General features: G+C 60.1%; 28 protein-coding genes. 20 read left to right on the plus strand and 8 right to left on the minus strand.

The genetic code is table 11. The features are described from left to right. Positions 1 to 8: 8 nt before the first annotated feature. Positions 9 to 662, minus strand: a complete 654-nt coding sequence (locus QDY28_RS10695) for a thiamine phosphate synthase (protein ID WP_331381660.1) — start codon at positions 660 to 662, stop codon at positions 9 to 11. 231 nt (positions 663 to 893) lie between these two features. On the opposite strand from QDY28_RS10695, the gene QDY28_RS10700 reads away from it, so the two are divergent. Then, the gene (locus QDY28_RS10700) at positions 894 to 1,418 is read left to right on the plus strand and encodes a tetratricopeptide repeat protein (RefSeq protein WP_331381661.1); all 525 of its coding nucleotides are present in this window, start codon (positions 894 to 896) and stop codon (positions 1,416 to 1,418) included. Positions 1,419 to 1,494: 76 nt separating this feature from the next. Continuing rightward, the gene (locus tag QDY28_RS10705; RefSeq protein WP_331381662.1) at positions 1,495 to 1,755 is read left to right on the plus strand and encodes an ArsR/SmtB family transcription factor; all 261 of its coding nucleotides are present in this window, start codon (positions 1,495 to 1,497) and stop codon (positions 1,753 to 1,755) included. A 209-nt stretch (positions 1,756 to 1,964) separates the two neighbouring features. Here QDY28_RS10705 and QDY28_RS10710 read toward each other — a convergent pair whose 3' ends face one another. Then, positions 1,965 to 2,138 carry a YdcH family protein gene (locus tag QDY28_RS10710; protein ID WP_081670329.1) on the minus strand — a complete coding sequence of 58 codons (174 nt, stop codon included), beginning with the start codon at positions 2,136 to 2,138 and terminating at the stop codon, positions 1,965 to 1,967. 229 nt (positions 2,139 to 2,367) lie between these two features. Between QDY28_RS10710 and QDY28_RS10715 the strand changes: the two genes are divergently transcribed. The 6 genes from QDY28_RS10715 (at position 2,368) to QDY28_RS10740 (ending at position 6,331) form a co-directional block, all read left to right on the plus strand. Further along, positions 2,368 to 2,571, plus strand: coding sequence for a YdcH family protein (locus QDY28_RS10715; protein ID WP_028752913.1), 204 nt, complete (start codon positions 2,368 to 2,370; stop codon positions 2,569 to 2,571). A gap of 18 nt (positions 2,572 to 2,589) precedes the next feature. Then, positions 2,590 to 3,084 carry a 5-(carboxyamino)imidazole ribonucleotide mutase gene (gene purE, locus QDY28_RS10720; protein ID WP_028752912.1) on the plus strand — a complete coding sequence of 165 codons (495 nt, stop codon included), beginning with the start codon at positions 2,590 to 2,592 and terminating at the stop codon, positions 3,082 to 3,084. Next, complete coding sequence (locus QDY28_RS10725) at positions 3,081 to 4,139, plus strand: 5-(carboxyamino)imidazole ribonucleotide synthase (RefSeq protein WP_331381663.1); 1,059 nt, start codon at positions 3,081 to 3,083, stop codon at positions 4,137 to 4,139. Before purE ends, QDY28_RS10725 begins: the two co-directional genes overlap by 4 nt. Before the next feature lie 153 nt (positions 4,140 to 4,292). Next, positions 4,293 to 4,418 carry a type B 50S ribosomal protein L36 gene (gene ykgO / locus QDY28_RS10730; RefSeq protein ID WP_003582204.1) on the plus strand — a complete coding sequence of 42 codons (126 nt, stop codon included), beginning with the start codon at positions 4,293 to 4,295 and terminating at the stop codon, positions 4,416 to 4,418. 98 nt (positions 4,419 to 4,516) lie between these two features. Then, on the plus strand, positions 4,517 to 5,146 hold the full coding sequence (locus QDY28_RS10735; RefSeq protein ID WP_331381664.1) for a hypothetical protein: 630 nt from the start codon (positions 4,517 to 4,519) through the stop codon (positions 5,144 to 5,146). 135 nt (positions 5,147 to 5,281) lie between these two features. Next, entirely contained in the window at positions 5,282 to 6,331 is a 1,050-nt protein-coding gene (locus QDY28_RS10740; RefSeq protein WP_331381665.1) for an alpha/beta fold hydrolase, read from the plus strand. On the opposite strand, the gene QDY28_RS10745 is transcribed toward QDY28_RS10740, so the two are convergent. After that, on the minus strand, positions 6,310 to 7,251 hold the full coding sequence (locus QDY28_RS10745) for a LysR substrate-binding domain-containing protein (protein WP_331381666.1): 942 nt from the start codon (positions 7,249 to 7,251) through the stop codon (positions 6,310 to 6,312). The genes QDY28_RS10740 and QDY28_RS10745 overlap by 22 nt on opposite strands. A 111-nt stretch (positions 7,252 to 7,362) precedes the next feature. Here QDY28_RS10745 and QDY28_RS10750 point away from each other — a divergent pair, with 111 nt between their 5' ends. The 4 genes from QDY28_RS10750 (at position 7,363) to QDY28_RS10765 (ending at position 9,787) form a co-directional block, all read left to right on the plus strand. Next, positions 7,363 to 7,752, plus strand: coding sequence for a tautomerase family protein (locus QDY28_RS10750; RefSeq protein WP_331381667.1), 390 nt, complete (start codon positions 7,363 to 7,365; stop codon positions 7,750 to 7,752). 2 nt (positions 7,753 to 7,754) lie between these two features. Next, on the plus strand, positions 7,755 to 8,156 hold the full coding sequence (locus QDY28_RS10755; RefSeq protein WP_331381668.1) for a cupin domain-containing protein: 402 nt from the start codon (positions 7,755 to 7,757) through the stop codon (positions 8,154 to 8,156). After that, positions 8,153 to 8,725 carry a DUF4865 family protein gene (locus QDY28_RS10760; RefSeq protein ID WP_331381669.1) on the plus strand — a complete coding sequence of 191 codons (573 nt, stop codon included), beginning with the start codon at positions 8,153 to 8,155 and terminating at the stop codon, positions 8,723 to 8,725. Before QDY28_RS10755 ends, QDY28_RS10760 begins: the two co-directional genes overlap by 4 nt. A gap of 90 nt (positions 8,726 to 8,815) precedes the next feature. Further along, on the plus strand, positions 8,816 to 9,787 hold the full coding sequence (locus QDY28_RS10765; RefSeq protein ID WP_331381670.1) for a threonine ammonia-lyase: 972 nt from the start codon (positions 8,816 to 8,818) through the stop codon (positions 9,785 to 9,787). Between the two features lie 104 nt (positions 9,788 to 9,891). Here the strand turns inward: QDY28_RS10765 and QDY28_RS10770 are convergent, their stop codons facing one another. The 5 genes from QDY28_RS10770 to QDY28_RS10790 all read right to left on the minus strand — a co-directional run bounded on the left by QDY28_RS10770 (position 9,892) and on the right by QDY28_RS10790 (position 15,243). After that, on the minus strand, positions 9,892 to 10,527 hold the full coding sequence (locus QDY28_RS10770) for a LysE family translocator (protein ID WP_331381671.1): 636 nt from the start codon (positions 10,525 to 10,527) through the stop codon (positions 9,892 to 9,894). A 403-nt stretch (positions 10,528 to 10,930) separates the two neighbouring features. Beyond that, positions 10,931 to 11,560, minus strand: a complete 630-nt coding sequence (locus QDY28_RS10775; RefSeq protein WP_331381672.1) for a hypothetical protein — start codon at positions 11,558 to 11,560, stop codon at positions 10,931 to 10,933. A 27-nt stretch (positions 11,561 to 11,587) separates the two neighbouring features. After that, positions 11,588 to 12,979, minus strand: a complete 1,392-nt coding sequence (locus tag QDY28_RS10780) for a selenium-binding family protein (RefSeq protein WP_331381673.1) — start codon at positions 12,977 to 12,979, stop codon at positions 11,588 to 11,590. Positions 12,980 to 13,315: 336 nt separating this feature from the next. After that, entirely contained in the window at positions 13,316 to 14,755 is a 1,440-nt protein-coding gene (pyk, locus tag QDY28_RS10785; protein ID WP_331381674.1) for a pyruvate kinase, read from the minus strand. Then, a complete protein-coding gene (locus tag QDY28_RS10790; protein ID WP_331381935.1) occupies positions 14,755 to 15,243 on the minus strand; it encodes a DUF1036 domain-containing protein in 489 nt (162 codons plus the stop codon). The genes pyk and QDY28_RS10790 overlap by 1 nt, the downstream gene beginning before the upstream one ends. A 205-nt stretch (positions 15,244 to 15,448) precedes the next feature. Here QDY28_RS10790 and QDY28_RS10795 point away from each other — a divergent pair, with 205 nt between their 5' ends. From QDY28_RS10795 to QDY28_RS10830, 8 genes are all read left to right on the plus strand, one after another. Beyond that, entirely contained in the window at positions 15,449 to 16,246 is a 798-nt protein-coding gene (locus tag QDY28_RS10795) for an N-formylglutamate amidohydrolase (protein WP_331381675.1), read from the plus strand. A gap of 51 nt (positions 16,247 to 16,297) precedes the next feature. Next, positions 16,298 to 16,603, plus strand: a complete 306-nt coding sequence (locus QDY28_RS10800; RefSeq protein ID WP_331381676.1) for a DUF1244 domain-containing protein — start codon at positions 16,298 to 16,300, stop codon at positions 16,601 to 16,603. A gap of 99 nt (positions 16,604 to 16,702) precedes the next feature. Further along, positions 16,703 to 16,963 (plus strand): DUF2312 domain-containing protein, encoded by a 261-nt coding sequence (locus QDY28_RS10805; protein ID WP_331381677.1) that lies wholly within the window; start codon positions 16,703 to 16,705, stop codon positions 16,961 to 16,963. 499 nt (positions 16,964 to 17,462) lie between these two features. After that, entirely contained in the window at positions 17,463 to 18,467 is a 1,005-nt protein-coding gene (gene bcsN / locus QDY28_RS10810; RefSeq protein ID WP_331381678.1) for a cellulose biosynthesis protein BcsN, read from the plus strand. A gap of 59 nt (positions 18,468 to 18,526) precedes the next feature. After that, positions 18,527 to 20,716 (plus strand): UDP-forming cellulose synthase catalytic subunit, encoded by a 2,190-nt coding sequence (bcsA, locus tag QDY28_RS10815; protein WP_331381679.1) that lies wholly within the window; start codon positions 18,527 to 18,529, stop codon positions 20,714 to 20,716. Beyond that, positions 20,716 to 23,220, plus strand: a complete 2,505-nt coding sequence (locus tag QDY28_RS10820; RefSeq protein WP_331381680.1) for a cellulose biosynthesis cyclic di-GMP-binding regulatory protein BcsB — start codon at positions 20,716 to 20,718, stop codon at positions 23,218 to 23,220. Before bcsA ends, QDY28_RS10820 begins: the two co-directional genes overlap by 1 nt. After that, a complete protein-coding gene (locus QDY28_RS10825; RefSeq protein WP_331381681.1) occupies positions 23,217 to 24,266 on the plus strand; it encodes a glycosyl hydrolase family 8 in 1,050 nt (349 codons plus the stop codon). The genes QDY28_RS10820 and QDY28_RS10825 overlap by 4 nt, the downstream gene beginning before the upstream one ends. Further along, a complete protein-coding gene (locus tag QDY28_RS10830; protein WP_331381936.1) occupies positions 24,263 to 26,605 on the plus strand; it encodes a cellulose synthase in 2,343 nt (780 codons plus the stop codon). The genes QDY28_RS10825 and QDY28_RS10830 overlap by 4 nt, the downstream gene beginning before the upstream one ends. Positions 26,606 to 26,608: the final 3 nt, after the last annotated feature.

The following is a 26,608-nucleotide window of genomic DNA, read 5'->3' on the forward strand; positions in this document are numbered from 1 at the left end:
GATTGCTATCAATCTTCAAACCGTGGCGCTTTTTCGTCGAGAAGCGCATTCACTTCCGCAACGATGGAAGGCGCTGCAGAAGGATCGGCGAAAACGGCGCTGCGCAGCGCTACGAATTCGGCGCCCGTCAAAGCCACCTCCAGCGCCGATTTCGGATCCGTGCCACCCATGATGATGCAGGGAATCTCGATCATCGATGCCCACCATTCGCCGAGCGCCAGGTTTTTCGGGTGCGCCTCCGGCTTGATGTCGCCGTCGAGCTTGCCGAAGAAGATGTAGTCGGGACGCAGCTCGCCGATCTCCAGCGCATTGTGCCTGTCTGTGGCGTTGCCGCCGCCGACGATCAGCTTCGGTACGAATTTCTCGACTGCCTCGGTCAATTCGGCAAGATTGCCGGTAATGTGCAACCCGTCGGCCTTGGCGCGGCCGGCAACACGGCTGTCACCGGCAATCAACGCCGCTGCACCCGCCGCCTGCACCACGGGCACCAGCTTTTCCGCATGCTTCTGGAAGGTGCTGTCGTCGAGGCCATATTGCGGGATGATAACCGACGCGACATCCCCGCCCCTCAGTGCGTCGGCCACCGCCTTCGCCTGCTCCTCTATATCGGCAATATCGGGAACGATGAGAACGAGACGGCAACGATCTTCGGGTACGGTCATGCGGGTTTCCATATTTGCGTTCATTTATCAGGGGATGGCGCACCCATTCGATGCTTGTGAGTAAATCCGTTAGAACTTGCTGACAAGGGGAAACAGGCGCTGATCTGTGCATTGCCTGCCCCACAACCAAAGACCAATGTGAAAACAACCTTAAAGTTGATATTTACCGCAGCACCAAAGTACAGCTAGGGGATTGATCAGCGACTGTCTGGAGCATCCATGATAAATCACATGAAACTAGGGCGCATAGTATTCGCACTTACGCTGAGCATTGCGTTATGCGCGGCTCGTACGGCCGCCCTCGCCGATCCAGATGAAGCCTTCACAGCCTATCAGAAGTCGGATTATGCAACCGCCTTCAAACTGTATCATGAAAGAGCACTAAAGGGAGATGTGACCGCTCAGGGTATGGTCGGCACTCTCTACGCTTACGGACGGGGTATTAAGCAGGACGACACTCAGGCAGCCTTCTGGTTCCAAAAGCTGGCGGAACAGGGCAATCCCAAGGGACAATTTGCACTTGGGGAGATGTATCTCGCAGGCCGCGGCGTACCTCAGGATTACACCAAGGCGGCCGAATTGTTTCGCAAAGCCGGGGAACAAGGCGAACCACTCTCCGCATTCTGGCTGAGTATGCTCTACGAACAAGGGCAAGGAGTCCCCAGGGATCCACAGCAAGCCGCCTACTGGAAGAAGAAATCCGACGAAAGCATGTCCGAGTTTTCGGATATGTTGCTCCCCCGACAACAAAAGTAGGCTGCGACGAACACGATGCATCATGCAGCGCACAATTAGCTTGCCGCTCTTAGGCGTTTGACGTAGCTTTCGGCCCATGTCGACCATGGACCCCTTCGCAGCCATCGCGGATCCGAACCGGCGCCACCTGCTGGAGGAGCTGCGGCGCGCACCTAAAACGGTCAACGAACTGGCGCAGGGCCTGCCGATCAGCCGGCCCGCCGTGTCGCAGCATCTCAAGGCGCTGCTCGACAGCAATCTCGTCTCCGTCACCACTGAAGGGACGAAACGCATCTACGCGGTCAACAGCCGCGGTTTCGACAAGCTCAATTTGTGGCTGGATCAGTTCTGGGCCTAAGACAGGCTCTCTTGCGCGCTCTGCGGCAATTTTCTTAGATATTCTCAGGAAAGTTGCGCCAACTCCCACTCTTCACGTTTTGAAGTTGGCGCATTCCGTATCGACTGGGAGTAGTCACCGTCTCTTACAAGGGAATTGTTTCAGGGCCTATCGGCCCGCCCGTCTTCCTTGCCACGATCGGCGGCCTCGGTCCTCTGGAAGACGTTGTGTCAGTGAACTGACGATCGCAGACGTTGGATTTCGTCTTTGAGGCGCAGCTTTCTGCGCTTGATGTCGGCTATTTCGGTATCATTGATAGAGGGAGATGTCAGTGCAGAATGTAGCTCCTCCTCGAGAGCGACATGTTTCTTTTCGAGCGATTCAAGATGAGCTTGAACAGTCATATGACCCTTCCTTCCTCTTACGAACCTTGGCCATCCATCGCCAAAGCTCTAGGTGTCAACCCTACTACTGTGCCATAATATTGAACCCTTGTCGAAGGCCAAAACGTGGCTTATGAGCGGCAAATTCGTGATGAAGGATAACTTCCCGTTACCGTCATTTGGTGATAGGAGCTTGCGGAATTCACGAGGCGGAACGAGCACGAGTCCGCAGGGCATTGGGGAAATAGGAATGGCCGATCAGGAACAGGCGGAAATCAGGCTGATCGTGGCGCGGCTGCGCCAGGAACATGAGGATTACGACGCCGCAATCGACGCCATGATCCAGACGGGCTGCGACGCGCTTCGCATTCAGCGCATGAAAAAGAAGAAGCTTGTCATCAAGGACAAGCTCACCAAGCTGGAAGACCAGATCATTCCCGATATTATCGCCTGAGGAGCAGACGCGACGATGATGACAGAAAGACCGCCCGTCGCCATCATCATGGGCAGCCAGTCCGACTGGGAAACCATGAAGAACGCCGCAGATACGCTGGAGGCGCTGGAAATCACCTATGACGCGCGCATCATCTCCGCACATCGCACGCCGGACCGGCTGGTGAGCTTCGCCAAGGGCGCCCGCGACGAAGGCTTCAAGGTCATTATCGCCGGGGCCGGCGGCGCCGCCCATCTTCCAGGCATGGCCGCATCGATGACGCCGCTTCCGGTCTTCGGCGTGCCGGTGCAATCACGCGCCCTTTCCGGCCAGGACAGTCTTCTTTCCATCGTGCAGATGCCGGCAGGCATTCCCGTCGGCACATTGGCGATCGGCAAGGCCGGCGCGATCAATGCCGCCCTTCTTGCCGCCGCCGTCCTGGCGCTCGGTGACGAGGATATTGCCGAGCGGCTGGACGAATGGCGTGCCCGCCAAAGCGCTGCAGTTGCCGAATATCCGATGGATGACCTATGAGTGCGAAAACGATCGGCATCATCGGCGGCGGCCAGCTCGGCCGCATGCTGGCCATGGCGGCGGCTCGTCTGAACTTCCGCACGATCATCCTGGAGCCGGAAGCCGCTTGCCCCGCCGCGCAGGTGGCGAACGACCAGATCACGGCTGCCTATGACGATCCGGCCGCTCTCGCCGAACTGGCAGAGCGTTGCGATGTCGTCACCTATGAATTCGAAAACGTCCCCGTCGCCGCCGCGGAAAGGCTCGGCAAGGATATTGCCGTCTACCCGCCGCCGAAGGCGCTGGAGATGGCGCAGGACAGGCTGACCGAAAAGCGTTTCATCAACGACTGCGGCATTCCGACCGCCCGCTTCCACGCCATCGACAGCCAGGCCGATCTCGAAACGGCGCTTGCCGATTTCGGCGGCCAAGGCGTGCTCAAGACTCGGCGTCTCGGCTACGACGGCAAAGGCCAGCGCGTCTATCGCTCGTCCGCCGACAGCGCTGAAGGCGGCTATGCCGCGCTCGGCGGCGTACCGCTCATTCTCGAAAGCTTCGTGGCGTTCGAACGGGAGATTTCCATCATTGCCGCTCGCGGCCTGGATGGTACCGTTGCCTGTTACGATCCGGCGGAAAATATCCACCGCAACGGCATTCTCCACACATCCACCCTCCCCGCCAGCATCTCCGCCAAGACGGCGGCCGCAACACGCGTGGCGGCCGAAAAGATTCTGGCCGCGCTCGGCTATGTCGGCGTCATCGGCATCGAATTCTTCGTCCTCGCCGACGGCAGTCTGATTGCCAATGAAATGGCGCCGCGCGTTCACAATTCCGGGCACTGGACGGAAGCCGCCTGCGTCGTCTCGCAATTCGAGCAGCATATCCGCGCCGTCGCCGGCCTGCCGCTCGGCAATCCGGTACGCCACTCCGACTGCTTGATGCAGAATCTGATCGGCGACGATATCCTTTCGGTACCCGATTGGCTGAGCCAAGACGACGTGCTGGTGCATCTCTACGGCAAGACAAAGTCGCGTCCCGGCCGCAAGATGGGCCATATTACACAGCTTCGTCGCTAACAGCGCAGGGAAAAAACCTCTGACGTGGTTGACAGGGCTGAGGCGACAGGGTATTTGCTGCCCACCCTAAAGAGCGCGCCCTGAGCGCGCTTTTGATTGTTAAAGATACCGGGCGAATGTGACATTCCCCCTCAAACATCGCGGATCAGAAAAATGAAGATCAAGAATTCGCTCAAGTCGCTCAAGGCGCGTCACCGTGACAACCGTCTGGTCCGCCGCAAGGGCCGCATTTACATCATCAACAAGCTGAACCCGCGCTACAAGGCTCGTCAGGGCTGATTTTGCGTGGCGTCCGGCCATGGGCCGGGCGGACCGTTCGCGGTCGCTTGAGATGATCACATCAAAATTATTTTGATCTTCGACATTGGCGGGCTACTATGCCCGCCATGCGCATTTTTGCTTCGTCATATCTGGCATTGCCGATTCTCCTCGCCCTGACCGCCGCCACCCCGCATTTCGCCATGGCGGATGATTCGAACATCGTCGAGAAGAAAGACCCGAACGCTGCGTCCGGCACCCTGTCCTCGAAGCAGCAGATCGACAATCTCTTCACAGCTTTGAAGCGCCAGCGCAATCCCGATCAGGCGAGCCTCATCGCCGACCAGATTCGCATGGAGTGGAGCGATTCTGGCAGCGCGACCATCAATCTCCTGATGCAATGGGCCGACAAAGCCATCCAGGAAAAGCGCAATGCCGCTGCCATGGATTTCCTCGACCAGGTGATCTCGCTGAAGCCGGACTATGCCGAGGGCTGGAACCGCCGCGCGACGCTCAATTACGCCATCGGTGACTATCGCAAATCGATGGAAGACATCAATCAGGTGCTGCGGATAGAACCGCGCCACTTCGGTGCGCTGGCTGGCCTCGCTGCGATCTTGAGCGAAACCGGCAATGACGAGCTGACGTTGAAGGCCTGGCAACGCTTCCTTGAAATCTATCCGGCAAATCGCGCCGCCCAAGAGCAGTTTAATACCCTCTCCGAAAAAATTGCCGGCAGCCGCACCTAAAGCAGTTTATTCGCTTAAGGGTGATTCCGCGTGAAAGCGGAATAGTTTAGGATTTCTTAACATGGGCATCCCTACGGACGAGAGGTCGTGACAGTCGGATAGGCCGATAGTCCCCATTATCTGCTTCATACCGCAATGATCGATATTCTACTTTGCGCTCCTATTCTGCTCCTTGCCATTGCCGCCGGCTTTTCGGCCTATAAGACACGCGCGATCGAGCAGGCCTATCCCAATATCGGCGAGCTGACCGATATCGGCGAGTTCCGCATGAACGCCCTGCATCTGCCGCGGCCGGCGACCGCCGATCTGCCGCCGCTGATCTTCATCCATGGTGCCAGCGGCAATCTGCGCGACCAGTTCGAAGCCTTTGCCGGCCCGCTCGCCGGCCGGGCGGAAATGCTGTTCGTCGATCGGCCCGGCCATGGCTACTCCGAGCGTGGCGGCCCGGAAAACGCCCTGCCCTCCGGCCAGGCTGACGCGATCGCCAGATTGATGGAGAGGCGCGGCATCAAGAGTGCCATCATCGTCGGCCACTCCTTCGGCGGCGCCATCGCCGCAGCCTTTGGCATGCGTCATCCGGACAAGACGATCGGGCTGCTCTTCCTCGCACCGGCAACCCACCCGTGGCCAGGAGGCATCGACTGGTACTATACGCTTGCCGCCATGCCGGTCTTCGGCTGGCTCTTCGCCCATCTGCTGGTGATGCCGATCGGCCTGCGCCGTGTCGAAAGCGGCACGCTCGGCGTCTTCAGACCCAACGAGCGGCCCGTCGATTACATCGCAAAGACCGCACCGGAGCTGGTGCTACGGCCACGAGCTTTTATCAATAACGCAGCCGATGTTGCCAATCTCTTCGCCTATGTTTCGGCGCAAGCACCGCGCTACCGCGAGATCACGGCGCCAACCGTCATCATCACCGGCGACAGCGACGATATCGTCATGGAAGAGCTGCATTCACGCGGTCTGGCACGCGACATTGCCGGCGCCGAGCTCGTCACCATCCGTCATCTCGGCCATAAGCCGGATTACGTCGCGACCGATGTCGCCATCGCGGCGATGGAGCACCTTGCCGGCCAGTCGCGCGATCTGCAGGCATTCGCTTTGGAGGCGGAAGCCCGCCTCGCCCGCCTGAAGACTGCGCTGCAGACCGAAGCCGCTGCCGCTCAGGCAGTCACGAGTTCGTAGTTCGGCGCATCGACAAACACCCGCCCTTGCGGCGTCGCGTCCACCGTTTGCCGCACCGCTTGCAGCATGATCGAAGCTAGTCGCTCCGTCGCCGGGCTCGCTTCCGCATCGGCCCGATGCAGTACGAGATCGAGCTTCGGCAGCGGCGGAAGACCGGCTTCACCGGACGCCATAAGCCGCACCTTGTCCGGCAGACCCAGCGGCGTGCGCACCGTCACGCCCAATCCTGCCGCCGTCGCAGCCCAGAGCCCGCCAAGGCTGGGGCTGACGAAGGAAATGCGCCAGCCGATGCCGGCATGGTCCAGCACCCTGGTCGCGATCGACCGCAGCAGGCAGGGCGCTTCGAGTGACGCGAGCGGCAGAGGCTCGCCGCTGTCGGCATGCCAATTGCTGACACCATGCGCCGGCCCGACCCAGCACATCGGCACTTCGGCGATCCGATCGGTATGGGCCGTGCGAAAACCGTCGCTCCAGGCTAGCGCCAGATCGAGCTTACCGGATGTCACGCGCTCGATCAGCTCGGCATTTCGTACCACGCGCGCCTCGATCCGCACCTTCGGATGCGCCCGGGCAAACCGACCGAGTACCTCCGGCAGCAGCGTCTCGCCGAAATCCTCCTGCAGCCCGAGCCGAACCCAGCCCTCCAGATCCGCACCATGGATCGCAGTCGCCGCCTCGTCGTTCAGATCCAGCAACCGCCGCGCATAGGCGAGCATCGTCTCGCCGGCTTCCGTCAGCGCCAGCCCACGCCCGGCCTTGCGGAAGATTGGCGTGCCCGCCTGTTCCTCCAGTTTCTTGAGCTGCGCACTGATCGCGGATGTCGAACGCCCGAGCCGCTCGGCCGCCTTGGCGAAGCTGCCAAGCTCCATGCCCGTGACGAAGCTGCGCAAGATATCGAGGTCGAAGACAACTTTCCGCATGATCAACCATCCATATTTTTGGGACCATTGGTCCAATATTATCTGATTTTTTGAATGATTATCCCGTGGCATGGTGTGCTCGTCAAGTAGACATAATGACAGGAGCACACGATGCCATTCACCCGCATTTCCCTTCTCCGCGGCAAGTCGCCGGAATATCTGCAGGCGCTTTCGGATAATTTCCACCGCGCCATGGTCGAGACCTTCGACGTGCCGCCCACTGATCGCTTCCAGGAGATTCATCAGTTGGAGCCGAACGAACTGATCTTCGACCGCACCTATCTCGGCGGCCCGCGCTCGGACGACTATGTCTTCTTCCAGATCACCATCGGCAAGCCGCGCACGACGGAGGTCAAGAAGGCTTTCTATCGCCGGCTCGTCACGTTGCTTGCCGATGCGCCGGGTCTGCGGCCCGAAGATGTCATGATCAATATCATCACCACGACGCGCGAGGACTGGTCTTTCGCAGACGGCATCGCGCAGATGATCGAACAGGCCTGACGATGAACCGGACAAGCATTCAACAGCCGCGTCCGATCCACCGCGCCGGCACCGCCATCCAGCGTTCGCTGGAGGGCATCGCCAATGCGCACTTCTGGGTGGAAATGCTGGTTGAGGGCGACAAGGATGGTGGGCTCACAGCCATGCGCTGCACGCTCGAGCCCGGCACCATGACCCGCTGGCATACACATCCGCACGGCCAGATCCTCTATGTTTTGTCGGGTGTCGGCCTTGCGCAGCAAGACAACGAACCGGCCGAGGAACTGCGCGCCGGCGACTGTATCACCTTTGCACCCGGCGAGCGCCACCGACACGGCGCAACGCCGGACAGCACTTTCGCCTATATCAGCATCCAGGCTCAACAGAACGGCGCCGCCGTGACCTGGCTGGAGGATAGACCATGATCGCCATGCAATACAGCTTCACCCTGCCGGATGACTATGACATGGCGATCATCGACCGCCGCATCCGCGACAAAGGGCCTATGCTCGACAATTTTCCGGGTCTGAAATTCAAGTCCTATCTCTCCGCGAGGAAAGGCGATGCCAGGACGGGAAGTCGCGAGAATCTCTATGCGCCCTTCTATGTCTGGGAGAAGGACGAGGGCTTGAGCAACTTCATCTGCGGTCCGGGCTTTGCCGGGGTGACGCAGAGTTTCGGCTGGCCGCATGTGAAGACCTGGGTCGTCTGGCGCGCCGACATCTCGCCCGATATTCGCAATGCCCGGTTTGCCATCCGCGAGATCGTTCAAACCGAGCCCTATGCGCCGCTTGCCGAGATTCAACAGCGTGAAAGCGATGAATCGGCCGGCGAGGTAGCGCGCGGCGAAGCGCTTGCCTCCGTCGCTGCCTTCGAACCGACCAGTTGGACACGGGTGCGTTTCCGTCTGCTTGCCGACTTGCCGAAAGACGTTTTGAGGCCGGGCGTCCAGGCCTACGATGTCGGCCACCTTTCCTTGTCGGATGCCGGTTGAAGTGTCACCGGGACAAAGTCGTTGTTTTAAAGATCAACGCGGCGTTTTATGGATTGAACAGTCTTTCCGCAGCAGAAGAGTGTTCCCTCCATGGTCGATATTGCAATGATTGAAGCCGCTCGCGACCGCCTCGACGGCCGCGCCCGGCGCACGCCCCTGCTCTCCTCTCCTTTCCTCGATGAGATCGCCGGGCGGCGGCTGTTCGTGAAAGCGGAATGCCTGCAGCATTCCGGCTCCTTCAAATTTCGCGGCGGCTGGTCGGCGGTTTCCGCGCTGGAGCCTTCCGTGCGCGCCAGGGGCGTCATCGCCTTTTCCTCCGGAAATCACGCACAGGGCGTGGCGCTCGCCGCACGACTGCACGGCGTGCCGGCCGTCATCGTCATGCCGACGGATGCGCCGAAGCTGAAGATCGCCAATACCCGCGCCTTCGGCGCCGAAGTCGTGCTTTACGACCGCATCAACGAGGACCGCGACGCGATCGGCGCGCGACTTTCCGAGGAGCGCGGCCTGACGCTGATCAAGCCTTTCGACGAGCCGCTGGTGATCGCCGGTCAGGGAACGACCGGGCTGGAAATCGCCGAACAGGCGGCCGAAGAGGACATCGATGCCGCAACCGTGCTCGTGCCCTGCGGCGGCGGCGGCCTGACTTCGGGGATTGCGCTGGCGCTGGAGGCCCGTGCCCCCGGCTTCAAGGTCCGTCCCTGCGAACCCAAGGATTTCGACGACACCACCCGCTCACTCGCCTCCGGCAAGATTGAACGCAACGCTGCCCTGCAGGGCTCGATCTGCGACGCCATCATCACGCCGCAGCCTGGCAACATCACCTTTCCAATCCTGAAGCGCCTCTGCGGTCCCGGCCTTGTCGTGACCGACGAAGAAGCGCTGGATGCCATGGCGCTTGCCTTCACCCGCCTCAAGATCGTCGTCGAGCCCGGCGGCGCCGTGGCGCTGGCGGCGGCCCTCTTTCATGGCAAGGAGATCGACGGCGACACGGTCATTGCGGTCACCTCAGGCGGCAATGTCGATACGGATGTCTTCGAGACGGCGCTGCGCCGCCACTAGAGCGGTCCAGCGTTTAACGGAATCGCTTTCCCGCTCTATCCCTTTGTTTTTACGCATTCCGGACGGAAAACCGCTTCGCACTTTTCCTGGAAGTGCTCTAACCTTCAACTCGCCGCGCGACGATAAAGCGCCAGCGAACCGGCCAAAGCCAGGAGCGCGCCGCCGCAGGCGCGTTCGAGCCATTTCGTGCCTTCCGTCTTCAGGAAACGTGCGGCTTGCGAGCCGAAGGCGGCATAGCCGAACATGATCGTGAAATCGAGCAAGGCGAAGACCAGTGCGAGGACGGCATATTGCGGCATCTGCGGCGCAGCGGGATCGATGAACTGCGGCAAGAAGGCCGAGAAGAACAGATAGCCCTTCGGATTGGTCACCGCCACCATGAAGCTTTTCATCCCGATGGACAGCAGCGTGCCTTTCCCCTGCTCGGCATTGGCTTTGAGCATGCCGTCGATCGTTCCCTTCGATCGCAGCATCATGATGCCGAGAAAGGCGAGATAGGCGGCGCCCGCCCATTTCAGCACGGAGAACCAGAATTCGGAAGCCGCCAGCAACGCGCCCAGCCCGATGGCGACCGCGCCGATCAGCACGAAGTCCGACAGCACGGCGCCGATCATCCCGGCGAGTGCACGGCGGACACCAAAGCGCGAGCCGTTGGTCAGCGCCAGCAGCACAGTCGGCCCCGGCGTCGCGATGCCAATGAAGGAGACGGTGGCAAAAGCAAGCAGCGTGGCAGTGTGCATGATTTCCTCCTCATGGTTGCCGGAAACTTGCATGCACCGCGGTGCTTGGCAAGCATGTGCTGTTGGTATCCCTGTGCTCGCTCGCCTGCTCGCCATAAACATCGAATATGCCGCACCTCTGATACCCCCCTCTGTCACTTCGTGACATCTCCCCCACAAGGGGGGAGATCGTTGGGAGTGCGCTGCCCTTCCCCGTTGCAACAATCAGCCTCAGTCTCCGCAGACTCGATGACAGCTTGAAGCGAAAGATTTGCCGCAAGTTACCAATCTCCCCCCTTGTGGGGGAGATGTCACGAAAGTGACAGAGGGGGGTCCCGCACTCTCCTCGACCTCATTGCCGGAGACTATTCCCCAGCTCCGCATCCCTGGCTACCAGTGCACCGACCAATCAAGCTCGCCTCCGCTACAAGATCAGCAGCACGGTACCAGTGCCAAGCAGAACCAGCGTCCATAGGAGATCCACATTGATCCAGGCGCTGCGCAATATTTCGAGCCCGACCCAGCGATAGACCGCAAGGGCAACGAGGCTTGTGACCGCCAACATCGCAAATGTATGGACACCGACCGCCGCGATCGTCATCGCCGCGGATGCATCCCCGCCGACGTCATGCAATGGCGACGCCGCAAGACAGAGCGGCATCAGGGCGGGCAGGAGCATGAGCCCCGCACCATGAGCCGTCGCCATCAGGAACGACCAGAGCACGAGGCCAGCAAGCCCGGTGCGCATGCCGACGCGAACGCGATGCCGGTGTCCGTAGAAATAATGCCAGAAAGCCCACGCGACGAGGCCCGCCCCGGTGACCATGCGCACAACGCCCTCATCCACGAACAGACCGACCGCAACCACGGCTCCCGCCACCAGTGCGATGGACACGGCATGGCCAAGGGCAATAGCCGGCACCGCCTTGACCACTGCGGCGGAACTCTGCCGGTGAACGCCAAGGGCCACGGCAAACAGCCATCCCATCGCGGGGTTGAGTCCATGAAAGGCTCCCAGTCCCGCCAGCAGCACCCAAGGCCAGAGTTCGTTCATGCGGCGCCTCGTCCGGCTGACCTTCCCTCACGGATAACAATAGGAATCCGACGAGCAATCGCCACCTTGCAAGCGGACCTGATGCGGGCGATGCGACTTCGGCCATTCGACGAAGAATTTCTCGTCGAAGGCAATGCCACCGTCCTCTCCCGCGTCCAGCTTCACCATCCAGCCGGAAAGGCCTTCGGGATAGAACTGCTCGTCGATCGCGCCATAAAGCGAGTTGGTGAAATAGACGCGGCGACCGTCGCGGCTGATCTCGACCATCTGCGGGCCGCCATTCAGCGCGCCATTTTTCGCGGGGTGTGAAGCGCGCGAAATGATGCCGCCGATCCGGACCTTGCCTGTAAGCCTGGGCTTGAACGGATCGGACACATCGTACTGATGCAGGTCTCCGGTTCCCCAGCAGGAGACGTAGAGAAATCTGTCATCCATCGAAAGATCGATGTCGGTGACGAGCGGCGGCACGGCCTGGAAACCCTTGAGCATCGGCGGCAACTGCTCCGGATCGGCGGGCTCAGCGGGAATGTCGATCACCTTTGTCACCGCCCACTTCGCACCGTCGCGATGCCAGACCCATATCGAGGAGGAGAGGTCCTCGAGGCTGAGGACGCAGTTGACGAAGCCATAGGCCTTGGTCGGGTCATGCGCGGGTCTGAGTTCGAATACGAGTTGATACTTGTCTCCGAAATCGATTGTCTGCAGATGCTTGCGCTTGTGCAGATCCCAGAAATGCAGGCGGCGGCCATATTTCGCGCCGAGCAGGATGTCCGGGATCAGGCCGTTTTCGAAGGTATCCGGCGTGCCCCACTCGCTGGTGACGAGCGTATCGTGACCAAGGTGCCACCAGACGTCATAGGAAAGCTGTTGCGGTCCGCGATCCATTTCCCACTGGCCGCGCACCTCGAACGTCTCGTGATCCATGAGGAATACGCCGCCCGGTCCCTTACCCTCGGCGTTACCAAGGGCCGCGACATAGATCCCTTCCGGTCCGCAGTGGATGGTGTGGGGCCTGGAATACCCGGCCCGTTCGGCGACTTCGCCGGGCTCAATGACCTTGACTATCGATGGTTTGCGGCCGTCGGGCTTGGTATCGATGATGTGGATGCGCGAGGATCTCAGTCCCGGCACCACCAGATAGCGGCGCTCCGCATGCGGATGCGGCGCATTCGGGCAAAGGCAGGATGAGCATGCATTCCAGCCAAAATGATGCAACTCGTCGCCGACGTTGGGCATCGCGACGGATGTAACGATCTGACCGTAAGAGGTTGACCTCGGATCCACATCGACGACCGCGAGCTCGTCGGGAACCGCTCGCGTCGGATCGAAGGCGACGACATAGGCAAGCGTCTCAGGCGCGGCCTTCATGGCCATGCGCGGTGACGGATAAAAGCTTGGATCGGGTTTCCACGTGACCATGTGAAGTGCTCCTGGCTCGCGTTTGCTGAACAACGAAAATGTTCGCTGGATGCTTGCCGACAGCAGGCTCGTCGCTGCCGATGGGGCAGGATCAAATGCTTCAATGGATATCGATTTCGAGATCGTTCTCGCGGCCGAATAGCCGCAGACGCAATCCTCCCCGCGCGATTATCTCAGATAAAGGTGCGTTTGGGCAGCCTTTTTCACTGCTGGTCTCGCTATAGAGATCGGGGCATTCAAGACTGGGGTTTGCACCGTGGCTGTAGCGGCCCGATGGCGCAGAAAAGCCCGCCGCCTTCTCAGGCAGCGGGCTTTGATATTCGTGAAATCCGGCGGTTACACGCCCGATTGGCCGTCGGAGCCGATATAGGCGATACGCAGCATGTTGGTCGCGCCGGGAGTGCCGAGCGGCACACCGGCCGAGATGATGACGCGGTCGCCAGGCTTGCCGAAGCCTTCTTCGGCGACGATGCGGCAGGCATTGTTGACCATGTCGTCAAGGTCTGTCGCATCATGGGTGACGACGCAGTGCATGCCCCAGACAACCGACAGACGGCGGGCCGTCTGGATGATCGGCGACAGCGCCAGGATTGGCACTTGCGGGCGCTCGCGCGAAGCGCGCAGGCCGGTGGTGCCCGACGAGGTGTAGCAGACGATGGCGGCAAGCTTCAGCGTCTCGGCGATCTGACGGGCGGCAAGCGAGATGGCGTCGGCGCCGGTTGCTTCCGGCTGCGCGCGCTGGGCGTAGATGATGCCTGGATAGTGCGGCTCGCGCTCGATGGTGCTGGCGATCGAAGCCATTGTCGACACGGCCTCGACCGGATAGTCGCCCGAAGCGGATTCGGCCGACAGCATGACGGCGTCGGCGCCTTCGAAAACGGCGGTGGCGACGTCGGAGACTTCGGCACGGGTCGGAACCGGCGACGAGATCATCGATTCCAGCATCTGCGTGGCGACGACGACCGGCTTACCGGAACGGCGGCAGGCGCGGATCAACTGCTTCTGGATGCCGGGAACCGCTTCGAGCGGCATTTCGACGCCAAGATCGCCGCGGGCGACCATCAGCGCGTCGGAAAGCTCGATGATTTCCTCGATGCGCTCGACGGCCTGCGGCTTCTCGATCTTCGACATCAGACCGACGCGGCCGCGCGAAATCTTGCGGACTTCCGACAGGTCTTCCGGACGCTGGATGAAGGAAAGCGCCACCCAGTCGACTTCGTTGGTGGCAAGCACCGCATCAAGGTCGGTGCGATCCTTGTCGGTCAGTGCGCCAACGCCCAGCAGTGTATCCGGCAGGCTGACGCCCTTGCGGTCGGAAATCTTGGTGCCGGAAATGACGGTCGTGACAATGCTCTTGCCATCGCACTTTTCAGCGCGAAGCGCGAGCTTACCGTCGTCGATCAGCAGCCGATGACCGGGTTGAACCGACTCCAGGATTTCCGGATGCGGCAGGAACACACGGGTATCGTCGCCGGGCGCATCGTTGTTGTCGAGCGTGAAGGTCTGGCCGGGCTTGAGATCGACCTTGCCCTGGGCAAACTTACCGACGCGCAGCTTGGGACCCTGCAAGTCGGCGAGAATGCCGATCGGACGACCACAGCGCGCCTCGACGGCGCGGATGCGCTGAATGAGCGTGCGCATCAGGTCATGACTGGCATGGCTCATGTTGATGCGGAAGAGGTCGGCACCGGCCTCATGCAGCTTCTGGATCATCTCCTCGTCGGAGGAAGCCGGGCCGAGCGTCGCTAGGATTTTGACTTTTCGGTTGCGTTTCATCAATTCTGGCTTTCTTGGCTGCCCGGGGTATCGGAGAGCTGAACCATCCAACTCGCCTGACGCCCCGTGTCGTATTCCTTGAATCCCATTTTCTGGTAACCGCGCGCGTAGCAATCTTTCACGCCTGGGATTTTGAATTCATTTTCCGCCACGCACATTTCGATATCGCCCGTCCAGCGGCCGCCACGAGCTGCGTCTTCTGCGTAGAGGTAATAGTAGCGGGACTGAAGCGGTCCTTCGATCAAAGTCGCGCAAGTGGTGGCCGGAACCTGCCACCATCCTTCGGTCACCCAGCCTTCCTTCGCACGATAGCCGATCGCTACACCCACGAGATTCTGCGTACCGTTGCAGACGCGGAAATCGGCATGGGCTGCATTTGGCATGAGGAAAAACGGCGCGGCGGCGGCAAGGATGAAAAATGCGAATCGGGCAAGCGGCCCTGACCGCGTAACGAAACTTGGCGCGACTTGGCTGGACACGGCTTCCAATGGGCTCCCGGTTATTCGTTGTTGCGTCTTCTTGCGCTGCCATCCAACGAATGTCAACGCAACTCTAATCGATTATATTTTCTTCACGGGATGGTGGCAGCCCCTTCCGGGCCCGCACCTTACCGATCAAGAGACCGAGCCTTGCACCTTCCGCCCGCGCATGCAATCAAACAACGGGCTGAAAATGCGGTAATCGACAATCCACATGAATGACTTCACATCTTTTGAAATCCTATCCGGCAATCGTGACAAAGGCATGGTCATCCTCGGCGATCACGCGATGCGGCACCTGCCCGAACGCTATGGGCGGCTCGGCCTGCCGGAAACCGCCTTTTCACGGCATATCGCCTATGACATCGGCATCGAGGGCCTTTGCCGAAAGCTTTCGGCGCGGCTTGATGTCCCCTCGGTGCTTGGCGGCTTTTCCCGCCTGCTGATCGATCCGAACCGCGGCGAAGACGACCCGACCCTCATCATGAAAATTTCCGACGGGGCGATCATCCCGGGCAACCATCCGATCACCGAGGAAGAGTGGAATTACCGCATCGAAGCCTTCCATCGACCCTATCACCGCGCCGTTGACGAGACGATCGCATCGGTCGCGGAGGCGACGGGCAAGGCGCCGCTGGTGCTGTCGCTGCATTCCTTCACCCCGGCTTGGAAAGGCATCCCGCGCCCCTGGCATGCAAGCGTACTCTGGGACAGTGACGAACGCGCCGTTCTGCCGCTTCTTGCAAAGCTCGGCGCCGACACCAATCTCGTTATAGGCGACAACGAACCCTATGACGGAGCGCTTCGGAACGACACCATGTACCGCCACTGCATGGTCAAGGGCATTCCGCATGCGCTGCTGGAAGTCCGCCAGGATCTAATCAGCGACGAGGCCGGCATAAACGAGTGGGCCGAGCGGCTGGCGCCGATCTTTTCGGCGATCAACGACGACCCGGCGCTGCATGAATACAAGCGCTATCCGTCGCGCACCGGTCCATACGATGAAGCTTGATAGGCGAGCCGCTTCAGGCGATGCCATGCCGGAAATATGAGGAGACCAGAGATGACCGAGCTCACCAGCCAACAGCAGACCGAACTGGAGGCAGCGGCCTTCCGTCGCCTTGTCGCGCATCTGCGCGAGCGCAGCGACGTTCAGAACATCGACCTGATGAACCTCGCCGGTTTCTGCCGCAACTGCTTGTCCAACTGGTATCGCGAGGCGGCCGAAGAAGCGGGCCTGCCGGTAACCAAGGACGAATCGCGCGAAATGGTCTACGGCATGCCCTACGAAGACTGGAAAAACCTGCATCAGACGGAGGCTTCCGCTGTGCAAAAAGCCGCTTTTGAGCAGAACAAGCCGAAGGAATAGGGCCACTTCCATCGAGACGACTTGACCTCGCGCTCCATTCGCGGCAGGTCAACGGCCCATCGAATTCAGGCCTCACGGCCGCAAGAGAGGATACGACACATGGAAGAAGTGGCCACAACCGGCGCGGTCAACGTAGCGGCGGCAGAACTCCGCCAGTTCATCGAGCGCATCGAGCGGCTGGAAGAAGAAAAGCAGACGATCGCCGACGACATCAAGGACGTGTTCGGGGAAGCGAAAGGCCGGGGTTACGACACCAAGGCGATGAAGACGATCATTAGGCTGCGCAAAAAGGACGCCAACGAGCGTCTTGAGGAAGAATCCATCCTTCAGACCTACATGGCCGCGCTTGGCATGGAATGATCCCGCTTTCGGGCGGCCGGCACTCGAAAAGGCCGCCTGATCCCTACTTGTCAGTTCGACAACGCCCAGGCTTGGTGTCTTCCGCGAACCTTCGAACTCCTTATTTTCCTCGCAGCCGCGTTCTCTCGCATGCTGCTCACTGCAAGGCGTGGCGACGATACGCCAGCCGTTCGAGAACCAAATTCTTCCCATTTAAGATCGCCTGCTCCGATCGCACTGCCTCTCACTCCAGCGGCACCGGTCAGCAGACCGCCATGGCCGCACGGAAAAGCGGCGAAAGCCATTTGGCGTCGATCACTGGCACAATTGTGCTGTAAATGCATCGGAATAGGGGGAACTGCTGCTTCGGCTCCTTAGATTTCCCTAATCTTCGCTTTGTTAATTGATAGTTAACCATAATTGCGCTTAACCTAAATATCGATCTCAGGGGCTTGATTTCACAATGCGTCGCGTAATTTGCCCGTGAATATAACGATAAACGGTTGTCGCGATCCCAAAGATGCACTTTGTCAAAATAATAGCGCTTGTCACATTGGCCGTTTTGGGGACCAGTTGCACGACAACGGGCGGGGTGCGGCAATCGGCTGGTGCAGAGACTGTCCCTAACGAGAAAGCATTGGCATTCCCGCCGCCCGGGGGCCCCGCCATCGTCAGCGTGGTCGAGCGCAGGCATAAGGATGATGTGGAGCAGACGATTTCGCTTTCCACGTCATCCTCGGTCATCGGTCAGAACTTCCTCAAGGTACAGTTTCTCGGCGTGACTGGCTCCAACCCGGGATTGGGCAGCACACCTTATAAAATGATCAGCGAAGGTGCGATCTCGCGTGAGATGGCGGCGACGATCCCAAGCGTGCGGCTTGCTCGCTCCACAACCTTCGTGCAGAACAGCTACGGTCCCTTCGGTTATGCTTCGGGGCAGAGCCGGGCGGGCGATACCTGCGTTTATGCGTGGCAGCAGATTCAGGCGGGTCGCTCCGCGTCGGTAGAGCAGCGCAATTTCAGCATGGTCCAGGTCAGGCTCCGGCTTTGTAATGCGCATGAAACGGAGCGGGAACTCCTGAGCACCGTCTACGGCTACACGATCGCCGGTGGTTTTGAAAATGCGGCGCTGAACCCCTACGGTGCTCCGCGAGGAGCCGATGCCTTGCTCGGCCGCCTTGGCGATCCGATTTATCCGGACGCGGGCGGCTACCGCAGCGGAGCGACGCCTATCGGCTATGAACCGCGCCCCGCCGTTGTCGTTCGTCCCGCAATCATCAGCCGCCAGACCACGGTCCAGCCGCAAGCCGTGACAGTTGCTGCGCCTCAACCAGTCGGTCCGCGCGTACCATTGCCCGATCCGCAAGGCGGCGTGCTCCAGACAAACGTGCCCCAGACAGGTGTCGTGACCGTGCCGGCACAGATGCCGGGGCAGGTTCAGCCAAGAACGACGGGAACCAAGGGCACGACCGTACCATCACCAGACTGTATCGGCGATGCGGGGGTGACCGCTGCCTGCCGGTGATCATAAAGTAACCTGGGGCGCCGACAGGCGCTCGGCTCAGCGCCATTGAAGGGACATCGATGCATACAGCGCGAAGCATCTTGATGTGGATTGTCGTTTCGCTATGCGGGATCGTCCTCATTACATTACCGGTCAACCTGCAGACCCAGCTCATCGCGAGCACCGCCGTCGTTACCTTCATGGCGATCATCAAGGTCCTCAAGGCTCAAGGAACGTGGCGGCTGATCGCACTCGCTTTCGGTACCTCGATCGTGTTGCGCTACGTCTATTGGCGCACGACAAACACGCTGCCGCCCGTCAATCAGCCGGAAAACTTCATCCCTGGCCTGCTGCTCTATCTTGCAGAAACGTACAACGTCGCCATGCTGATGCTCAGCCTTTTCATCGTCGCGACGCCCCTGCCCCCACGCGTCGGCCGCGCATCGAAGATACAGCAATATCCATCCGTCGACGTTTTCGTCCCGTCCTATAACGAAGACACCAAGCTTCTCGCCAACACGCTCGCTTCTGCCAAGGCGATGGATTATCCGGCCGACAAGCTCAAGGTGTGGCTGCTCGACGATGGCGGCACTTTGCAGAAGCGCAACTCCACCAAACTCTTGGAATCGCAGACGGCGATTGCGCGCCACAACGAACTCAAGCAGCTCTGCGAAGATCTCGATGTCGAATATCTGACCCGTGATCGCAACGAGCATGCCAAGGCCGGCAACCTCAACAATGGCTTGAAGCATTCGAACGGTGACCTGATTGCCGTTTTCGACGCCGACCATGCACCAGCCCGCGATTTCCTGCTCGAAACCGTCGGATTTTTCGAGGACGATCCGAAGCTCTTTCTCGTCCAAACGCCGCATTTCTTCATCAATCCCGATCCACTGGAGCGCAATCTTCGGACTTTCGACAACATGCCGAGCGAGAACGAGATGTTCTACGGCATCATCCAGCGCGGTCTGGACAAGTGGAATGCCGCCTTCTTCTGCGGTTCGGCGGCTGTATTGAGCCGCACCGCGCTGGAATCCCAAAAGGGCTTCAGCGGGATCAGCATCACGGAGGATTGCGAAACGGCCCTTGCTCTGCACGGCAGCGGCTGGAACAGCATCTATGTCGACAAGCCGCTCATTGCCGGTTTGCAGCCCGCAACGTTTGCAAGCTTCATCGGCCAGCGCAGTCGCTGGGCCCAGGGCATGATGCAAATCCTCCGTTTCCGCTTCCCCCTGCTGAAGCGCGGCCTCTCACTGCCGCAACGGCTCTGCTACATGTCGTCCACGCTCTTCTGGCTCTTTCCTTTTCCTCGGACGATCTTCCTGTTCGCGCCGCTCTTCTATCTGTTCTTCGATCTCGAAATCTTCACGGCATCCGGCGGCGAATTCCTGGCCTATACGCTTGCCTATATGCTCGTGAACCTCATGATGCAGAACTATCTCTACGGTTCCTTCCGCTGGCCGTGGATTTCGGAACTCTATGAATATGTCCAGACGGTGCATTTGCTGCCCGCCGTCATCTCGGTCATGCTCAATCCGCGAAAGCCGACGTTCAAGGTCACGGCGAAGGACGAATCCATTTCGACCAGCCGTCTTTCCGAAATCAGCCGCCCCTTCTTCGTGATTTTCGCTGTTCAGATCATCGCGGTCGCGGTAACGATATACCGCATTTATGCCGAACCCTATAAAGCGGATGTGACGCTTGTCGTTGGCGGATGGAATATGATCAACCTGATCCTCTCCGGCTGTGCACTTGGCGTTGTCTCAGAGCGTGGCGAGCGATCATCCTCACGCCGCGTCAGGGTCAATCGCCGCAGCGAGTTCGGCGTCAACGGCAGGTGGAATTCCGCCTCGATCGAGGACGTTTCCGTTCACGGCGCGCGGCTGAACGTCTTCAATAAGGAGCTTGATCCCATAGCCATCGGTGCAGAGGGAGTACTTCGCTTTCAGCCCTATAGCGGCGCGGAAATGGAAACGCTGCCGGTCGTCGTGCGCAACATCCAGCGAACCGGTGAGATAACGACAATTGGCTGCCAGTATGTTCCGAAAGGAGCCCTGGATCATCGCCTGATTGCGGATCTGGTGTTTGCGAACTCAGATCAATGGACGCAATTCCAGGAGGCTCGCCGCCGCAATCCCGGCATCATTCGCGGAACGATCTGGTTTCTGGGTCTGTCGCTTTATCAAACAAGCCGCGGTCTGCTTTATCTTTTCCGAAGCATGCGATCCGAAGCTGGGGCGGAGCAGCAAGAGGCAAAGGCGAGCAATTGATGAAAAGCGTTCTTTCAGCGCTGATTTTCCTGCTTGGCGCCACGATCGTCCATGCCCAGGCGACGCCTTTCGACATGTCCGGCGAACGGCCGAAAGGTGCCAAGCCGATCGTGCCGGAAACGGTAATGCCGCGGGCGGCTGCACCGCAAACGGCCGCTCCGCAGGCGACCACTCCGCAGGTGACGACGCCCAAATTGGCCGCCCCACAGGTGTCCAAGCCACAGGTGGCTATCCCACAGGTGGCGACCCCGCAAACGACCAAAACAAGCGCGCCGCCTCCGGTCGTGCCGCAAGCGGTTACGCCGATCGTTTCGGCGCAAAGCGCGGTGGTCAAGCAGGCGGCCGCAACGCTTCCGGCTGCCGATTTCCGCCGGTACGTGGTGCCGTTCGCAGAGTTTCGATTGCAAGGCGAATATGATCGGAAATCCTGGTCGATTTACCTCACTCCCGAACAGGCGGCCGCTCCTGCCAAGTTCAATTTCGCCTATCAGAATGCGGTGGTCGTCGCGCCCGAGGCTTCGCAGCTCACCATCTTTCTCAACAATCGCCCCATCGGCCAGCAGCAGATCGGTTCGCCGGACAGCGCTTCCGCGATAAGTTTCGACATTCCGCGCGGTCTGCTGCAGCCGGGCGCCAATCTGGTGACCTTCGAAGCCACTCAGCGCCATCGCACCGATTGCAACATCCAATCCACCTACGAACTTTGGTCCGATATCGATCCGGCAAAAACCTATCTGAGCTTTGGCGAACAGGATGCACAAAGCCTGTCGAGCACGGACGCAATCCGAGCAATCGGCGTCGACGGCGCCGGCAAGACCGAATTCAACCTCGTCGTGCCGGCTCTGGCGCAGCCGGGCACTACGAAACCGCTGCTGCGACTGGCTCAGGGCCTTTCGCTGCTGAGCGGCATGCCGAACGAAACCTTCTCTTTCAGCACAGACTCGTTGCCAGCACCGGGTCCCGGCAAGATGACGGTGCTCGTCGGTACGCCCGCCGAATTGCAGCCATTGTTTTCGGCACCCGCGGCAGCACAGACCGCAGCATTGGCAACCTTTGTCAAGGATCCACGCACGGGCTCAACGATCCTTCTCATCAGCGGTCCGTCCTGGCAGGCCGTTTCCGGCGCAATCGATACCATCGTCTCGCCGACCGACAGAGACCCGACCGTCCGTCGCGATATCCTGGTCACCCAGCGCTGGACCGCGCCGGACGCGCCATTTCTGTTTTCGGATACGAGCCTGTCATTCGCCCAATTGGGCATCAACACGACGGAATTTTCCGGTCGCCGCTTCCACACCAGCTTCAATGTGGCAGTCCCATCGGACTTCTACGCCAATGCCTATGGCGAGGCGACCATCCTTCTCGATGCTGCCTATGCGAAAAGCGTTCTGCCGGGAAGCCATATCGACGTCTATGTCAATGGAAGCATCGCGACGACGAAGCCGATTACCGCGACTGGCGGCGGCATTTTCAGGCACCTTCCCATTCGCGTGACGATGCGCCACTTCAAGCCTGGTCTTAATACCGTGACGCTGGAAGCGATGTTGCTGACCAACGAAGACGAGGCATGCGCGCCCGCCACGACCTCCAACACAACGCCGCGTTTCGCACTTTTCGATACCAGCCAATTTCATATGCCGGATTTCGCAAGGGTCGCCCAGCGCCCGAATCTCGCGGCGCTGGCGGGCACGAGCTACCCATACAACCGTGGTCTTATGCCGGTGGCCCTGTTCATCGACCGTACGGATACCGATACCTTATCCGCAACGGCCACGTTGCTGGGGCAGATGGCCGTGGTCGCAGGACACCCAATTGACCTGGATCTGATCGCCTCGCCGAGCGGCGTCGGAAACCGCGATGCAATCTTCCTAGGCTCGATATCGCAGATGCCGACGACCACCTTGTCGCAAATGAATATCGCCACGGCCAGCCAGGCATCCTGGCGCCCCGTCACGGCCGGGCAAGGTGGCCAGCCGGAAACGGCGGTCACATTCGACGAGTGGCGCTCGAGAATTGGCGGCGGCGTATTGCAGCACCAGCTCTCACGATTTCAGGACTGGATGCGCCGCAATTTCGATATCTCCCTGAGTTCGCTGCAGTTCATGCCCGGTGCCGAGCGGGTCTTTACGCCCTCGAATGTCAACAGCTTGATGATCGCCCAGGGAACGAGCGCCGCAGGCGAATCCTCTTGGACGATCGTCACCGCGCCTTCGGCAAAGGACCTCAGAGCCGGAGTCGAAGCCATGACGTCCCAGGTCGATTGGCCGAAGATTGCAGGGCATATCACCGTCTATTCCAGCAAGACCGGAAAGGTCGACACGGTTCCCGTCAGCCGCTTCGACTTCGTCATGACTCAGCCCTGGTCGTTCACCAACTACCGTCTGATTGCCGCGAACTGGCTTTCGACCAACATCCTGTCCTACGCATTCCTGCTGATCATTCTCTTCTTGCTGATCGGCGTTGCGACGTCAGGAATTCTCGCAAAGATCGGCAGGCGCGGATGAGGCGCTGGCGCACCATGGTCATTGCCGGTGGCATCGCGCTTACGACGATGTGCCAGCCAGTTGCTGCGCAGCATGCTGCAATCGCGCCTGAGGCTTGGGCTGCCTACAAGGAAAAATTCCTCGATGCGAGCGGCCGTATCGTCGACAATGGAAACGGCAATATCAGCCACAGCGAAGGCCAAGGCTATGGCTTGTTGCTTGCTTATCTTTCGAACAGTCCCGCCGATTTCGAACAGATATGGTATTTCACGCGAACCGAGCTGCTGCTGCGCGACGATGGTCTCGCCGCCTGGAAATGGGACCCGGCCGTCACGCCCCATGTGACGGACACGAACAATGCTTCCGACGGCGACATGCTGATCGCTTACGCCCTGGCCCTGGCGGGATCGGCATGGAACAAGAAAGACTATCTGCAGGCGGCGGTGACGATAGCGCAGGCGCTGCTTTCGCATGCTGTCATCCACGCCGGCGGACAGACGCTGCTGCTCCCCGGTATCAAAGGCTATGGAGCCGCCGAACGGGAAGACGGCCCCGTCGTCAATCCCTCCTACTGGGTCTATGAAGCCATTCCCGTTATGGCGCTGCTGGCGCCTTCCGACGAATGGCAAAAACTGACGGATGACGGGCTGTCCCTGCTGCGGTCAACGCAATTGGGCCCGCGGAAATTGCCGGCGGACTGGGTGAGCCTGGGTAGCAAACCTAAACCTGCTGACGGTTTCGACGCCGAATTCGGTTACAATGCCATTCGCATCCCCCTTTACCTCGCACGGGCGGGCATTTCCGACAAGGCGCTGTTGACACGCTTGCAGAGGGGTATGACGGTCGAAGGCGATGAGCCGGCCACGATCGACCTGCAGACGGGCAATCCAAAACAGCCACTTACGGACCCCGGTTATCGAATTGTTAATGATGTTGTGGCGTGTGTAACCAGCGGGGCGAAGTTGCCCGCTTCGGTTCGGCAATTCGTGCCGTCACTCTACTATCCGTCGACCCTTCAACTGTTGGGCCTGGCTTTCGTCGAGGAGAAACATCCGGAGTGTTTATAAAATCCTCCCTACTTACGGTTTCGGTGGCAGTCGCGGTGGCAGGGCTCATCATCGCGATGAAAAACCGTGACAACCTCGAAGAGGGATTGGGACTGGCTGCGCAAAATCGTGCCGACAGCCAAATCACCCAGACTGGAAGCATCAAGCCGATTGATATAGCCTTCAACTCGCCGCCGGTTGACATGAAAACCGTCGCCGATCGCATCCAGGCGACGGCACCTTCCGCAGTTCTATCAGACACCACACCGGCCGCTGTCCAAGCGACGTCCGATACCGCAGCACCTGCGCAAACGGCACCGGTCACATCGGATGCCATTGCCCAAGCTGCGCCTCAATCAACCACACCACAGCCCGCGCCGCCGCCGAAAGTCGACGAGAGCGCACTTCGCTATTTCGCAAGCCACGGCGACAAGGCCAGGCTTCAGGCCGAAATCTCTCGCCTTCAGGCGCTTTATCCGGATTGGGTACCCCCCGCCGATCCGCTGGCCGTCCCGCAAAACAGCGACAAGCAGCTCGAAGCCATGTGGCAGCTCTATTCCGAAGGCCGCTACGCCGAACTGCGCAAGGCCATCGCCGATCGCCAGGCGGCGGAAACCGCATGGCAACCGCCTGCCGACCTGCTGGAACGTCTCGATGTTGCCGAAGCACGCGCGCGTCTGGTCAATGCGTCCGATCTCAAACAATATGCAACCGTGGTCGACATAGGGGCCAACACGCCGAGTCTGCTCACCTGCAGCGAGATCGATATTTTGTGGCGGGTCGCGGAAGCCTTCATCAGGACCAACCGGACTGCCCGCGGCGAGGACGCTTACGTCTATATCCTGAAGAATTGCGTCAATCCCCAGGAGAGGCTCGCAACCGTCCAAAAAGCGTCGGCCCTGCTGTCCTACCAACCCATGCAGGATCTTCTTGCCCTGGAGAAACCCGACGGCAATGGCGGCCGGGAATTCGACAGCATCCGCACGGACCTTGCACGGCGCTTCGTCGCCGAGGGCAATGATGATCCGAAACTGTCCGTCGCGCCGGAGTACCTGTCTCAAGTCGAACGCGCGGCTGAGACCCAAGGTCTCGCATCCGACGCCTTGCTCCTTGGTTGGTATCATCTGCGCCGGGAAAACCACGACCAAGCGGAAAAATGGTTCCGCGCAGCCCGTAGCAAGGACGATTCCGCTTCCGCCTCGCAGGGATTGGCCTTGATCCTGATCGACGATCACAAGCCTCAGGAAGCCGAGGACGTCATGTATAGATGGCGTGACGCTTCCAAGGACGCGACGGCAACCTATCTCGCGGCCACCGCCAATGTGATGGCGCTGCAGCCGCCGGCCAATCTCAGCGAAGATGTGCTCGGCCGCATGGCCGCCGAAGTCATCGAGCAAAAATACGTGCCGACCGCACAGGAATTCGGCTGGTATGCGCGTTCACTGAACCAACCGCAAACTGCGGCACGCTGGTTCGAAACCGCCCTGCGTTGGAAACCTGACGATGAACCCTCAGCCTATGGCCTGGTCATTACCCGCAACCAGTTGAACGACCGGCAGGGTGTGGCTGAAATTCAACGGCTATGGGCGGGTCGTTCTGAGCGTATCGCCAGGCTCGGCGAGGTTACACCTCAATCCCCCATCGGCTCTGCACCGCTGCCTTCGCCAAATCAGGCGATACCGCAAACCGCGGTGGCTCCGACCATCTCGCAGCCGCTCAAGACCTCACCGGCGCCATCCGAAACCAATGTCGATACGCGTCAGCGCACGACCGCGCGTTCGGGATATGGCGGATCTCAGACACAAATCACGACGGTTCGACGCAGCGCGCGTGGGCCGCGGGGTTGCTCCACGACGCTCAACGCCCAGCGGCTCAATCCCGGGGATGCTCTATCCCGCGGCTGGTGTCTCATGGATCTCAACCGCCCGATGGAAGCGATCGAAGCCTTCGAGGTTGCTTTGAACAGCTCCGCCGGCAAGGCGCGCGAAGACGCAGCCTACGGGCAAAGCCTCGCCTATCTGCGCGTAGGCCTTGCCAACAATGCGGCTGTGGCTGCGGCCAAGGCTCCTCTCAGCCGCAAGCGTGCCGCCGAGTTGCAGGTTGCTATCCTGGCCGACCGCGCGCTGACGGCATTCTCCGCCAAGCGCTATCAGGAAACTCTGATCTATCTCGATCAACGCGCGCAACTGCAGCAGGAACGCATCGATCTTATGGTTCTACGCGGTTACTGCTATCTCAATCTGAAAATGTACGACGATGCAGAGCGGATATTCACCGCCGTGGCCGCGACCGGCAACAAAGACGGAAATCGCGGCCTTATCGATCTGAGACTCGCAAGACATCCCGATCCCAGCGACTGATTT

This window comes from Rhizobium sp. BR 362 (assembly GCF_036528765.1).
In the GTDB taxonomy this organism is placed as follows: Bacteria; Pseudomonadota; Alphaproteobacteria; order Rhizobiales; family Rhizobiaceae; genus Rhizobium.

Coding starts and splice junctions, on each gene's coding strand:
- QDY28_RS10725 (WP_331381663.1), top strand. CDS start 3,081: ATGAGTGCGAAAACGATCGGCATCATCGGCGGCGGCCAGCTCGGCCGC.
- QDY28_RS10800 (WP_331381676.1), top strand. CDS start 16,298: ATGACCGAGCTCACCAGCCAACAGCAGACCGAACTGGAGGCAGCGGCC.
- QDY28_RS10695 (WP_331381660.1), bottom strand. CDS start 662: ATGACCGTACCCGAAGATCGTTGCCGTCTCGTTCTCATCGTTCCCGAT.
- pyk (WP_331381674.1), bottom strand. CDS start 14,755: ATGAAACGCAACCGAAAAGTCAAAATCCTAGCGACGCTCGGCCCGGCT.
- QDY28_RS10805 (WP_331381677.1), top strand. CDS start 16,703: ATGGAAGAAGTGGCCACAACCGGCGCGGTCAACGTAGCGGCGGCAGAA.
- QDY28_RS10750 (WP_331381667.1), top strand. CDS start 7,363: ATGCCATTCACCCGCATTTCCCTTCTCCGCGGCAAGTCGCCGGAATAT.
- QDY28_RS10755 (WP_331381668.1), top strand. CDS start 7,755: ATGAACCGGACAAGCATTCAACAGCCGCGTCCGATCCACCGCGCCGGC.
- QDY28_RS10775 (WP_331381672.1), bottom strand. CDS start 11,560: ATGAACGAACTCTGGCCTTGGGTGCTGCTGGCGGGACTGGGAGCCTTT.
- QDY28_RS10795 (WP_331381675.1), top strand. CDS start 15,449: ATGAATGACTTCACATCTTTTGAAATCCTATCCGGCAATCGTGACAAA.
- QDY28_RS10745 (WP_331381666.1), bottom strand. CDS start 7,251: ATGCGGAAAGTTGTCTTCGACCTCGATATCTTGCGCAGCTTCGTCACG.
- QDY28_RS10705 (WP_331381662.1), top strand. CDS start 1,495: ATGTCGACCATGGACCCCTTCGCAGCCATCGCGGATCCGAACCGGCGC.
- QDY28_RS10780 (WP_331381673.1), bottom strand. CDS start 12,979: ATGGTCACGTGGAAACCCGATCCAAGCTTTTATCCGTCACCGCGCATG.
- QDY28_RS10765 (WP_331381670.1), top strand. CDS start 8,816: ATGGTCGATATTGCAATGATTGAAGCCGCTCGCGACCGCCTCGACGGC.
- QDY28_RS10740 (WP_331381665.1), top strand. CDS start 5,282: ATGATCGATATTCTACTTTGCGCTCCTATTCTGCTCCTTGCCATTGCC.
- QDY28_RS10735 (WP_331381664.1), top strand. CDS start 4,517: ATGCCCGCCATGCGCATTTTTGCTTCGTCATATCTGGCATTGCCGATT.
- QDY28_RS10760 (WP_331381669.1), top strand. CDS start 8,153: ATGATCGCCATGCAATACAGCTTCACCCTGCCGGATGACTATGACATG.
- purE (WP_028752912.1), top strand. CDS start 2,590: ATGACAGAAAGACCGCCCGTCGCCATCATCATGGGCAGCCAGTCCGAC.
- ykgO (WP_003582204.1), top strand. CDS start 4,293: ATGAAGATCAAGAATTCGCTCAAGTCGCTCAAGGCGCGTCACCGTGAC.
- bcsN (WP_331381678.1), top strand. CDS start 17,463: ATGCACTTTGTCAAAATAATAGCGCTTGTCACATTGGCCGTTTTGGGG.
- QDY28_RS10710 (WP_081670329.1), bottom strand. CDS start 2,138: ATGACTGTTCAAGCTCATCTTGAATCGCTCGAAAAGAAACATGTCGCT.
- bcsA (WP_331381679.1), top strand. CDS start 18,527: ATGCATACAGCGCGAAGCATCTTGATGTGGATTGTCGTTTCGCTATGC.
- QDY28_RS10715 (WP_028752913.1), top strand. CDS start 2,368: ATGGCCGATCAGGAACAGGCGGAAATCAGGCTGATCGTGGCGCGGCTG.
- QDY28_RS10825 (WP_331381681.1), top strand. CDS start 23,217: ATGAGGCGCTGGCGCACCATGGTCATTGCCGGTGGCATCGCGCTTACG.
- QDY28_RS10820 (WP_331381680.1), top strand. CDS start 20,716: ATGAAAAGCGTTCTTTCAGCGCTGATTTTCCTGCTTGGCGCCACGATC.
- QDY28_RS10700 (WP_331381661.1), top strand. CDS start 894: ATGAAACTAGGGCGCATAGTATTCGCACTTACGCTGAGCATTGCGTTA.
- QDY28_RS10770 (WP_331381671.1), bottom strand. CDS start 10,527: ATGCACACTGCCACGCTGCTTGCTTTTGCCACCGTCTCCTTCATTGGC.